At 37.9% G+C, this 12,550-nt stretch carries 7 protein-coding genes; 3 read left to right on the forward strand and 4 right to left on the reverse strand.

The features are described 5' to 3' along the window. Positions 1-5: 5 nt before the first annotated feature. On the reverse strand, positions 6-4,928 hold the full coding sequence (locus JHT90_RS10455) for an alpha-2-macroglobulin family protein (RefSeq protein ID WP_201090717.1): 4,923 nt from the start codon (positions 4,926-4,928) through the stop codon (positions 6-8). Between the two features lie 253 nt (positions 4,929-5,181). Next, a complete protein-coding gene (locus JHT90_RS10460; protein ID WP_201090718.1) occupies positions 5,182-6,501 on the reverse strand; it encodes an MFS transporter in 1,320 nt (439 codons plus the stop codon). Between the two features lie 544 nt (positions 6,502-7,045). Here JHT90_RS10460 and JHT90_RS10465 point away from each other — a divergent pair. Together JHT90_RS10465 and JHT90_RS10470 are read left to right on the forward strand one after the other, a co-directional pair. Continuing rightward, a complete protein-coding gene (locus tag JHT90_RS10465) occupies positions 7,046-7,660 on the forward strand; it encodes a LysE family transporter (RefSeq protein ID WP_201090719.1) in 615 nt (204 codons plus the stop codon). Between the two features lie 3 nt (positions 7,661-7,663). After that, on the forward strand, positions 7,664-7,987 hold the full coding sequence (locus tag JHT90_RS10470; RefSeq protein ID WP_201095839.1) for a YnfA family protein: 324 nt from the start codon (positions 7,664-7,666) through the stop codon (positions 7,985-7,987). A 115-nt stretch (positions 7,988-8,102) separates the two neighbouring features. On the opposite strand, the gene JHT90_RS10475 is transcribed toward JHT90_RS10470, so the two are convergent. Further along, complete coding sequence (locus JHT90_RS10475) at positions 8,103-8,732, reverse strand: hypothetical protein (protein WP_201090720.1); 630 nt, start codon at positions 8,730-8,732, stop codon at positions 8,103-8,105. 22 nt (positions 8,733-8,754) lie between these two features. Then, positions 8,755-11,013 carry an ATP-dependent Clp protease ATP-binding subunit ClpA gene (clpA, locus tag JHT90_RS10480; protein WP_201090721.1) on the reverse strand — a complete coding sequence of 753 codons (2,259 nt, stop codon included), beginning with the start codon at positions 11,011-11,013 and terminating at the stop codon, positions 8,755-8,757. Between the two features lie 297 nt (positions 11,014-11,310). On the opposite strand from clpA, the gene JHT90_RS10485 reads away from it, so the two are divergent. Beyond that, a complete protein-coding gene (locus tag JHT90_RS10485; protein WP_236253917.1) occupies positions 11,311-12,531 on the forward strand; it encodes an MFS transporter in 1,221 nt (406 codons plus the stop codon). Positions 12,532-12,550: the final 19 nt, after the last annotated feature.

A 12,550-nucleotide genomic window follows, 5' to 3' on the forward strand; every position in this document is an offset into this window, starting at 1 on the left:
AATACCTAGTGAGGCTTCACAATCAATAATGCAGGTGCATCACTGGTAGCTTGCCAATTAGGACGATACATAGACTCTACAACAGCAGGAGGTACACGATACTCACCCGGTGTTACCGCACGTGCTAAATATAAGATATCGGTGGTTTGGTTAGAATAGTTATAACCTAAATCCAACTGTATTACATAGCGATCATCGCGGAACTCTTGATGGGCAATACGCGCTCTTTGCATAGATTTTAAAGATTCCTTAATAGTATCAGCAGCATCTTTTAAACTAGCCGATGCTTGTGCTAGATTTTGATTTTCCAACTCTAAACCTGCTGGTAATAAATCTACCAATAACGCATCAGTAATACGCTGTTTAGTGGCTAGTTTAATCCGTACAATTATCAAGTCACCACTTCTGACATTAATAAGATTTAGAGGTCTACCATTTAAATCTAAATACTCTTTAGAAATAAATAAACCATCATTAGTAGTAGCTTTTGGTGCTTGACTAGGATAACCCGTTACATTAACTGTTTGATATAACGGCACATCTGCTGTTTTATTGACTACTTTTAAGGTAGTAATCTTACGCATTTCCTCATCAGATAATTTTAAGCTCGGTTGCTTATCGGTAACTGTATACTTATTACCAGCTACCTCAACGTCTGCTTGCCAAGCCTTCTCTGGGGTTAATAGAATACGATAACCTGCTAAGAAAATTGCATTGCGCTCTTGAGTAGATAACCAACGTTTATTAGCAATATCTTGGCTTAAGGTAAACATACGGTTATATATAGCATCCGCACTACCCATTTGGTGTTCTTGCAGAATAGCAAGAATTAACGCATTATCACGCACCTCACTACCATAATCACCAATCCACCAATAGCTTCTTGAGTTATCGCGTGTTTTTACTAGCCCTTCTTTTAATGCTTGTTCCGCACGGGTATTGTCACCCATTAATTTCAACGCAGCCGATAACTGCACTAAAGAAAGACCAGAAGGTGCTTGACTACGACGATCATATAAAGCGCGTAATGCACCTAGTGGCGCTTGCTTAGAACGCGCTAATACATAACCTGCATAAGCTTGCGCAGCAAAACGAGTAGCCGTCACGTTATCAGTATAGTAAGGATCAATACTATTGTTATTTTGTACATAATTTAAAATACGTTTTACCGCATTTTGTAATGGTTCCTCAGGCACTGAGAAACCGCGCTCACGGGCACGCAATAAGAAATCAGTTACATAAATAGATAACCAATAGCCCTCTTCACTATCATTGCTCCATAATCCAAAACTACCGTTATGGCGCTGCATACCTAGCAAACGGCCAATCCCTATTTCAATAGCATTATGACGTTGCTCATCGGTTTGATCAGTCGTCACACTCAAACGTTTTAATAACTCAGTGGTTGAGTAAAGTGATGGATAAAGACCACTGGTAGTCTGCTCCGCACACCCATAAGGATAAGCATGTAATGATTGAATTTGTTTAGACAAATTCAATGGTGGTTGACTGGTTAATTGTAGCAAACCCTCTCTACCATCCATTTCCGTACCACTTAGTACTGCCGTTGGAATATTCCAAGGCGAGCTTTCTAAAACAGTTTGGAAGGTTTCTAAGGTTGCAGGATACGCAGGCCGTGTGCCTATACTCCACGTCCGCTTAATATCTGGCGCTGCTTTACCCTCAACAGTGATACCAGTTACGTTAACCGTTACCTTACCTACGCCCATACCAGATAAGGCTTTTACAGGTATAGTTAAGATTTTACGCTCGCCTTTTGCTACAGTAATTTGCTGAGGCTTACTATTAACTAAGGTAACAAATCCCTCTGAAGTTAAATTGACTGATAGCTTCTGTGGCTTTTCAGTTAAATTAGTAATATCTAACGCTAAGGTTGAACTATCACCACCTGCTAAGAAACGAGGCGTAGCAAGCTCTGCAATAACAGGCGCAGCCACTACTGTTTTAGCCTCTGCCATACCAAACGCATTATCAGTCCATGCTTGCCCCATTAACCTTAATTCGCCATTAAAGTCAGGAATGGCTAACGATACTTCAGCTTCACCATTGTCATTGACTGTGATTGGCTTGCTTTGTAATGCAACGATCATCACATTGGTATCTGGTTTCTTACCACCTTTAGCCAAGGCAGCATCACCACCAAATGACAAGGAAGCAATACGACCTTGCCCTGTTTCAATCAATTGACCATAAACATCTAGTTGATCTGCACCATACGCTTTACGACCAAAAATACCCGCAAATGGATCTGGTGTTTTATAGTTAGTGATATTTAAAACGCCCACATCCACCGCAGCCACTAACACAGTAGCATTCTTAATGGGATTACCTTGGCTATCTTTAGCTTTTACCTTAACCACTAAATTTTGCGAAGGCCCCATTTTTTCTGGCGCAACTAACTCAAGATTAACCTTACGTTGTTGGCGATCTAAAGGTAAATGTAACAGACCTACCGCACGTTTAGGGGTAGCACCAACTTTACGATCACCAGGGCGAACGATTAAAGTAGAAATATATAAATCGTGGCGTTGCCATTTGCTATCGATAGGAATCTCAAAGGTTTTACCAGTAGCAGGTACATCAATCGCTTGCCACCATAATAAACCATCTGAAGACTCAATCATTAAATAACCACTACCCGCCGCAGGTGGGGTAATCGTTATCTTCGCTTTATCACCCTCATTATAAGCGGGTTTATCAAGCGCAACTTTTACTTGATCTGGACGAACTGCTCCGCCCTCTTCGGTATTTTCCTGCCATGAATAACCCGCACGGAATTGATAATTAGAAATTAAGCCAGTGGCTGGATTTTCCACTTCTAAACGATAATAACCCCACTCCACAGGATAGGTTAATTTAGCAGTCGTACCTTTTGCGATACTAATTTGCTGCTCATCCATCATTAAATCTTTTTGATTATAATTGCTATTCCAGCCATCGCTGTCTGAATAGTACCAATAATAATCACGACGCTCACGAACAAAACGTACTTTTAAATCTTTAGCGGCTAACTTATCGCCTTGAGCATTGGCTAGCAATACCTCAAACTCAACCGTAGTATCATAATCCACCTCTTTATCTTTAAATAAAGGACGGATACCTACCAATTGCTTAGCAGGCCATACAGACTGAATTACACGACGTACAATAGGACGACCACCACTTTCTTGCAAACTGGCTTGGACAATTAACTGTAACGGTGATTTCACCTCTTTCCATTGGCTATCTAATCGAATAGTGCCTTTACCCTCTTTATCTAAAGGAAACTCACTAAAATCGATATTTTGTGATAAATACTTCTCATTTAAATCACCAAAATAGTAGCCTGGTAACTTAGCAACACCCTCTCTTAATGGGCGGACATACACCTGACCACTCAATAAGTTACCACTGGCAGGTGCGCCATAAAGATAGCGACCATTAACGCCCACATACATGCTATCTACTGGTGCTAAAGGTTGTTCACTTGCTTTTAATTCTAAGGCAAGGCGTTCTGGTAAAAAATCCTCAACATTAAAATTATAATCTTGAACTTTTTTATCACCAATTTTAACTAAGAAAGACCAACGGCCTGTTTTTGCATCACTTGATACTTTTAACTGATATTGATAAAAACCTTGTTGCGTGGCTTTCCATACAAAACTACGTACAACCGTACCATCGGGGCTACGCACCTCAACATTAACGGGCATATCCTTAACTTGATTGCCATCTTTATCACGTAATAACGCATTAAATAGTACAGTTTCACCAGGACGATATAAATCACGAGGACCAAACATAAAGAATTGGAAAGCAGCGTCTTCTGGACCTGTCACCGTGAATTCTGATAAATCTAGTGCCGATGTTTTTAAACGTAACATCGTAGTTTGGCCATTATGGGCGGCCAATACAATATCTGCATCACTGATATTGGCTAACTCAGCATACCCTTTTGTATTAGTAGCAGCGTCTTCAATAACATTACCTTTACTATCCAATACTTTGATATCAACACCAATAATAGCTTTACCCGTTTCCAATGACTGGGTAAAAACTGTTAAATTATCGCTGGATTTATAACGGTGTGCAGAAACACCGATATCAGAGATGGTAAATACCGTCGCAGGAAAACTGTATTTATATTCACCTGATTGACGTAATACCGCAAAATAAACACCTGGTTTTTGTAATTGCTTAATGCCTGCAATGGGTAACATCACTGTTTCACGACGGTTTTTATCAGCATTTAGCTTAAAACCACCTGTATAGGCTAAATCAGCCATTGCTAACAGCTCTTCGGCATTCCAATATTGTAAGCTACCACCTCTACCCCATTGGCTAAAGAATTGCGGTAACTTATCATCATGAATTTTAAAAAACTCTACCGTGGCCTGCTGAACATTCAAAGTAACCACAGGTAGGCCTTCAGCTAACCGAACAGGCAATAAAGAGCCTCGACTAGCAAAACCTAACATAGGTTTTAAATCTTTAGTGGTTAAGCGAGCAACATATTCTACAGGAATGCTTTTACCGTTAACGCCTCTTAAACCTGCATCAACTGTCAATACCAGTTTACGATTCGGCTCTAGGTTATTAAAGGTCAACTCTTGTTGATTTTTAGATAAAACCCAAGCACCATCAACCTTACCTGACTTCGTATCAATCAAATGTAATTTATCATTAAATTTTTGATTTGCTTTTAAAGGTACAGAAAAAGTAACAGAAAGCGTACTAGCACCATTGACTTGAATTTCTGAAACATCAATAACCTTTAACTCTTTACCTGCATAGCGTTTAGCCAATGTCGATTCATCAACTGCAGTTGAAGGCGGGCTCGTTGTTTGAGCCTGAGCAAAGTTATGAGATACTGTCCCAAACATCAAGGATATTAATAAAGGGACTGCTAGCCAATATTTTTTATTCATAAAAGCATCCTGCATTTCTGCAATTAAATAAAAAGTCAGTATTCAACCACTATATATTACTCAGTTATATCATAATTGATAAAAGTTAATTATTCCTTAACATTTTACTATTTAGCTATTAACAAAACGTTGCTTAACATAACAACACTACTTGAACTTCACTAACAATAGACAGCATAAACTCATACAGCTTTGTAATAGTCAATTTCTAATACAAAAAAATAGCCCCATTTTTGGGGCTATTTTTATAGCATTAGTTTTTATTATCTGTAAATTTACTACCCTGATCGCACAACCCTGAAACGATCACAAAAATAGCAGAGATAAATAAAATAATAATCACCCCAATGGTTGAATTATCTGGTGATACTTTTACCAACCAAAGCGCTAATAAAGGAGCTAAACCACCTAATGCACCACCTATCTCTCTGCCTGTACCAATGCCTGTAGAACGCACTTGGACAGGGAATTGTCTGCTTAAAAATGAGCCTTGTGCCGCAAACATCATGGGGGTTAAAAAGCCAGTGGTGATAATTAATGCAAAATAAATGTAATGCTCGTTAGCAGTATCTATTAACCACATAAAGGGTAAGATATATAACAAAGTAATAACCGCACCTGTAATCATCACTTTCTTACTGCTCCACTTGTCACACATCCAACCAAAACAAGGAATAGTAAATAAAGCCACTAAACTGGCAAGGGTAATGGATAATGAAGTTACATCCGCAGTAACGCCCTTATACTGATCTAAATAAGCTAATGAGAAAGTTTTAAAGGTATAACTTAACGCGTTATAACCCAATGCCAAGAAGAAAGCGACCAATAACCCCTTGATATGGAATTTAAAGATATCATGGAAAGGTGCTTTATCACGCTTATGCTCATGCACAATCTTATCGAAGTCTGGCGTCTCAGGTAAGCTACGTCTTACCCATAACCCTACGAAAACCAATACGAAACTTAGAATAAAAGGAATTCGCCAACCACCATTTAATAAGAACTCTTGACCGAACAAACTTAAGATAAAAACAGTCAATGACGAAAGCAATAAACCTAAATTTAAACCAATGGCAGGCCAAGCGCCTTGGCTACCTCTTTTCTTGGTGGAGGCATGTTCATACGAAGTAATAGCTGCGCCTGCTAACTCAGCACCAGCACCTAAACCTTGAATAAAACGAATAAAAACTAACGCAATAGGCGCCCAAACACCAATAGTATCATAGGTAGGAATAAGACCAATGATTGTGGTACAAACACCCATTAGAATAAAGGTAACCACCAACATTTTTTTACGACCAAAACGGTCACCATAACGACCAAATAACATTCCACCTACAGGTCTTGCAATAAAACCAATAGCAAAGGTAGCAAATGCTTTTAAGCTAGCACTTTTGGGATCAGCTGTATCAAAAAATACCTGCCCAAATACTAGCGCTGCCATGGTTGCATATAGGTAAAAGTCATACCACTCAAGCATAGAACCGACAATAGTAGCTGTCGCTACTTTGCGCAATCGTTTCTTCTCCTGTTCTGGAGTTTCAACACTTATATTATTGTTATTGTTTACCATCTTTGATTACCTCAAGTTGTTATTTTTTTAAAAATTGACTAATGAGTGAAAGTTATTGGTTGCAAAGCCTCCCCTATAGATTTTTAGTTAAAATAACACTGCTACATAAGAAAAAATTTATCTTACATAGTGTTTAAAAACTGTTTTTATTTAGCTAATACAGCAATAGACTTTAGCAAACAATCAACATGGCGCTTTTGGCCATAAAGATAAGCACTAATTACCTTATATATTCTTGTAGTGACATAATTAATTATTAATTGAATTAAATAAAACATAAATTACCTTTTTGCATTACTCACAATATTATTTTTTATATTTATCTTAAGTTAGCTATACTTCCATGCTAATAACTTATTGTAAACACCAACTTTAGTTTAGTTAGCAAGTATTTAGAAACCATCTGTACTGCTTTATAATTTTTATAGTTAACTAAATTTACTAGCTAATATTTATACTTTACCTGAAAATGCCTGATCTTCCAAAATTATTTTATTATTTAATAACCTAAGTATATATTAGCCCTTTTTTAAGCAGTCTTATTATGTCACTTACCTCCATCTTCTTCATCCATCTGTTAGCCCTCGCTAGTCCAGGCCCAGATTTTGTTTTTATTTCACAAATAGCCGCTAACTACAATAAAAAAAGTACTATCTTGGCTATCTTAGGTGTTTGCAGTGCAATTGCTATTTGGGCGCTATTAGCAATCAGTGGCTTGAATATTATCATTCAACACACGCCTATTATTTATAAAGTATTGTTGTTATTAGGTGGCAGTTATTTAATTTGGTTAGGTGTCTCTGCTATTAAAAGCAGCTTTAATAAAACGCAATTAATGGCTACTGAACATAGTAGGCAACATCGTTTTTTTATCAAAGGTTTTATGACTAACCTAGCTAATCCAAAAGCCCTAGCCTATTTTGGTAGTATTTTTTCAGTTGCCGTTGCTAATGCAACGCCTCATACGTTGTTATTAATGTTTATATTAATAGTAATGGAAAGCTTACTATGGTTTTATTTGGTGGCAACATTATTTTCTACCCGTTGGGTGGCGGACTGGTATCAAAAGCGGCTTAACAAAATTAATCTTATCTGTGGCCTAGCCTTTGTCCTTTTCGGGTTAGGATTAATTTATCGTCTGTTTTTTAATATTCTTTAAGGCATTTCCTTGAAAACACTGATCCTTTATTTGTTAACCGCGTTTGCAGAAATTATCGGCTGTTACTTGCCTTATGTATGGTTAAAACAAAATGGTTCAGCATGGTTATTAATTCCTGCGGCTATAAGTTTAGCTATTTTTGCATGGCTGCTAACATTACATGATGCTGCATCAGGCAGAGTGTATGCTGCCTATGGTGGTGTTTATATTAGTGTAGCTATTTTCTGGCTATGGGGAGTAGATGGCATAAAACCTTCACTATGGGATATTGTAGGTGTGTTAGTAGCTTTGGCTGGAATGGCTATTATTGCTTTTCAACCACGTTAATAGGCTGGGCATGTACATTTATTGTTTATAGAAATTATCTATTATTTACACAGCCACTGATAACACTCGTTCTTAAATCGCTATGCTTTAATTCACAAAGAGTTTTTTACAACCATTAATTGACCTGATAAGCCAAACCCTCTTGGGTAATTTTAATTAGTTGTACACCTTTACTGCCAGCTTGTGTTTGTATCTTGAGCTTTTGTAATCTTGGTAACTGCACCAAATAAACAGAAGTTGCACCTTGTTTTTGTAAAGGTTTACCAAATAATGATTCAACTAGATCAGGTTTTAGTTGTAAACGCATTTTATTAGAAAACGTAGGATAAGAAGCAGCAGTAATTAACGGACAATATTCAGTAGGTAAGGTATTGCCTAATTTCATGACTACTTCGGTGACAGGTTGAGTTAGGTCTGTTCCCTTAGTAACAAACCATAACTGATGAGAATACCTCGGTAAACTATAACATTGGTAGTAACCTTTACCATTATATAAAGGAATACCCGTTTTAAAAACATCAGTAATTTCTGTTAACGTAGTAGATCCTAAAACGATAACTGCACTATTTATCCTTAAATGACTAGGAATATAATCCGAATCAATCACAATAGCTTGCTCTGTTAACCTTTGATCAAAAGCCATTGTTGGTACATTAACTGCTGCTGGTAACTTATTTGCCTGCGCCATGACTTTACTAGCCCCAACCAACACTACTAAAGCCATTAGCAACAACTGATACTTCATACTACTTCCTTAATAAACGCTACTACGCAGGTTCAACAATTTGCTCGATATTAAAGGTTAATTGATCGTTACTCATATCAACGTGAACAATACCACCTTGCTCCGCTAACTTGCCAAATAAAATTTCTTCAGCAAGCGGACGTTTTAATTTTTCTTGAATTAAACGAGCCATTGGTCTCGCACCCATTTGCGGATCGTAACCATTTTTCGCTAACCAACTTCTAGCTTGCTCAGAAATCTCAAGTTGTACTTGTTTTTCCTCTAGTTGTACCTGTAATTCCACCAAGAATTTATCCACAATACTCTTCAATACATCATCACTTAAACGACCAAACTGAATAATCGCATCTAAGCGGTTACGGAACTCAGGCGAAAATGCTTTCTTAACCACTTCCATGGTATCGGTTGAATGATCTTGCTGAGCAAAACCAATCGATGCCCTAGCAGCAGATTGAGCGCCTGCATTAGAAGTCATAATCAAGACAACATTTCTAAAATCAGCCTTACGTCCATTATTATCGGTTAAGGTGCCATGATCCATGACTTGCAACAATAAATTAAAGATTGCAGGGTGTGCTTTTTCAATTTCATCTAACAACAATACACAATGAGGCGTTTTGGTGATGGCTTCTACTAACAATCCCCCCTCATCAAAACCTACATAGCCTGGAGGCGCACCAATTAGACGAGAAACAGAATGCTGCTCCATATATTCAGACATATCAAAGCGAATTAGCTCAATACCTAATGCGCGACTTAACTGTTTGGCAACCTCTGTTTTACCTACCCCTGTAGGCCCAACAAATAAAAATGATCCTACAGGCTTATCAGGTGCTTTTAAGCCAGCGCGAGAAAGTTTAATAGCCGAAGCTAATGAACTGATTGCAGCATCTTGCCCAAATACAGTTAACTTAAGATCACGTTCTAAGTTGCGGAGTAATTCTTTATCTGAGGCATTAACACTTTTTGATGGTACCCGCGCCATTTTTGCAATAATAGCTTCCACTTGTGGAACATCGATACACTTCACCCTCTCATCAGCTACTTGTAACTGCTGATAGGCACCAGCCTCATCGATTACATCAATCGCCTTATCTGGCATATGGCGGTCTGAAATATGCCGTGCTGCTAATTCCGCAGCCGCTTTAAGGGCTTCATCGGTATAGGCAATATGATGGTGTTCCTCGAAACGCGATTTCAGACCTTGCAAAATACGAATAGTATCAGCCACTGAAGGTTCAACAACATCTACTTTCTGGAAACGACGTGATAAAGCATGATCCTTCTCAAAAATACCACGATATTCTTTAAAGGTGGTTGAACCCACACAACGAATTTGACCACTACTCAGTGCAGGTTTCAGCAAGTTAGACGCATCCATTGCACCACCTGTAGTAGCACCAGCACCAATTATGGTATGAATTTCATCGATAAATAAAATCGCATCGGTGCGTTTTTTCAAATCTTTGAGTACCGCTTTAAAACGTTTTTCAAAATCACCACGATACTTAGTACCTGCTAATAAAGCCCCTAAATCTAAGGAATAAATAACACTGCCTTTTAATAGTTCGGGTACTTGTCCATCGACAATACGTTTTGCTAACCCCTCAACAATGGCTGTTTTACCAACCCCTGCCTCACCCACCAATAGAGGATTATTCTTACGACGACGTGCCAATATCTGAGCCACCCGTTCAACTTCTTGTTCTCTACCCACCAAAGGATCAATTAATCCTTGTTCTGCCAATTCATTTAAGTTTGTCGCATAGGCTTCAAGAGGCTTCTTCTCTACCACATTGTCTGGTGATTCTTCTTTAATTTCTTCGCCAGTGACATCTTCAATATCGGTTTTACCAATACCATGTGAAACATAGCTCACCACATCTAAACGGGTGATACCTTGTTTTTTCAATAAATAAACAGCTTGGCTTTCCGTTTCGCTAAAAATAGCGACTAACACATTGATACCACTGACTTCATTTTTACCAGAACTTTGCATATGAAAGACTGCGCGCTGTAATACACGGTGAAATCCCAACGTTGCATCGGTTTGGGTGTCTTTATCGGTATCAGCAATACGTGGCGTGGTTTGCTCTATAAATTCTGCTAGCTCTTTCGCCAGTTTTTTAAGATCAATCTTACAAGCTTGCAACACTCTGGCAGCATCTTCGTTATCTAACAAAGCTAATAACAGATGTTCTACTGTAATAAACTCATGACGTTTCAAGCTAGCTTCACGAAAAGCCGCATTAATGGTTTCTTCAAGCGCTTTATTTAACATAGACACACCCGCTATATTGAATTCAAACTATTTACGACTTAATACATTAGCATATTGTATATTTTTTAAAATAGTTATTTTATTTATCCAAATAATTCTTTAATCACTTAGAAACAGCCAATGATACTACGGTGACATTTTATCATAACTGGATTTTATTGAATATCAGCCAGCTTATCTCTTACAAAGATAAAAGAATATCTCTTGAGTAAAGTTATAAACTTATCCATAATTCTATATTATAAGAGTTAATAATCATTCCCTCGTTCTGCTATAAAAATAAGTTTATCCATTATCATGAATCAACAACAAGCTGCTGTTAATAGCCATAACAAACTGTTTTTATCCATTATTCTAATGGTTAGCTGTGCCCATTTAATGAATGACCTCATTCAATCAATGCTCACTGCTACTTATCCACTGCTAGAAGAAAAGTTTCGTTTAAGTTTTGCACAAATAGGCTGTATTAGCCTTGTTTATCAAATTACTGCCTCTATCCTACAGCCAGCCATTGGCCTTTACACTGACAAACACCCCAGACCTTATCTATTACCGCTGGGTATGGCTTCTACTACTTGTGGTTTAATTATGTTAGCCTTAGCCAGTAATTTTTCTTTATTACTGGTGTCAGCTGCCTTTTTAGGGGTTGGTTCCTCTACTTTTCACCCCGAAGCCTCTCGTGTAGCACGTAATGCTTCTGGTGGCAAATTCGGCTTTGCGCAATCGGCTTTCCAAGTGGGTGGAAACTTTGGCTCATCACTTGGACCCTTGTTAGTCAGCTTTATTGTGTTAAGACACAACCAACAAAGCTATATTTTATGGTTTGTTGTATTTGGTATTGCAGGTATCCTATTACTTATGCGCATTAGTGCTTGGAGTGCCAAGCATCTAAAAGCAAGCAAAGGGCGCGCACCAATGGATTTAACCTTGCCCTTTAGTAAGCAAAAAACCATACTCGCGCTATCTATTTTAGGTATTTTAATTTTCTCGAAATATTTCTATATGGCTAGTATGAGTAACTATTATTCATTTTATTTAATAGAAAAATTTAATCTTTCCAAAGATCACGCGGTACTTTTTTTATTCTTATTTTTAGCCTCTGTGGCAGTTGGTACTTTTGCTGGTGGCCCAATTGGCGATCGGATTGGTCGTAAATATGTAATTTGGTTTTCTATCCTTGGGGCTGCTCCCTTTACCATAGCACTGCCCTTCGCCAATCTATTTTGGACAGGCGTATTAAGTGTACTGATTGGTCTTATTATTTCTTCTGCCTTTGCAGCTATTGTAGTTTATGCTCAAGAATTAATACCTGGTCGAGTAGGTATGATTGCAGGCTTATTCTTTGGCTTTATGTTTGGCATGAGCGGTATTGCTGCGGCGGTATTAGGCTATATTGCTGACCAAACAAGCTTACAACATATTTTTCAATTCTGTGCTTTTTTGCCCTTATTAGGCGTTTTAACCCTGTTTTTACCTGATGTAGAAAGTTATCTTAAAAAACAACTCTACGTTAAATAAGCATAAAAAAAGCCATCAA

The sequence above is a fragment of the Entomomonas asaccharolytica genome (assembly GCF_016653615.1).
Classification (GTDB): domain Bacteria; phylum Pseudomonadota; class Gammaproteobacteria; order Pseudomonadales; family Pseudomonadaceae; genus Entomomonas; species Entomomonas asaccharolytica.

What these genes read in the sequence shown, in the direction of transcription:
- clpA (WP_201090721.1), bottom strand. Translation starts at nt 11,013, where the DNA reads ATGTTAAATAAAGCGCTTGAAGAAACCATTAATGCGGCTTTTCGTGAA.
- JHT90_RS10465 (WP_201090719.1), top strand. Translation starts at nt 7,046, where the DNA reads ATGTCACTTACCTCCATCTTCTTCATCCATCTGTTAGCCCTCGCTAGT.
- JHT90_RS10460 (WP_201090718.1), bottom strand. Translation starts at nt 6,501, where the DNA reads ATGGTAAACAATAACAATAATATAAGTGTTGAAACTCCAGAACAGGAG.
- JHT90_RS10485 (WP_236253917.1), top strand. Translation starts at nt 11,311, where the DNA reads ATGAATCAACAACAAGCTGCTGTTAATAGCCATAACAAACTGTTTTTA.
- JHT90_RS10455 (WP_201090717.1), bottom strand. Translation starts at nt 4,928, where the DNA reads ATGAATAAAAAATATTGGCTAGCAGTCCCTTTATTAATATCCTTGATG.
- JHT90_RS10475 (WP_201090720.1), bottom strand. Translation starts at nt 8,732, where the DNA reads ATGAAGTATCAGTTGTTGCTAATGGCTTTAGTAGTGTTGGTTGGGGCT.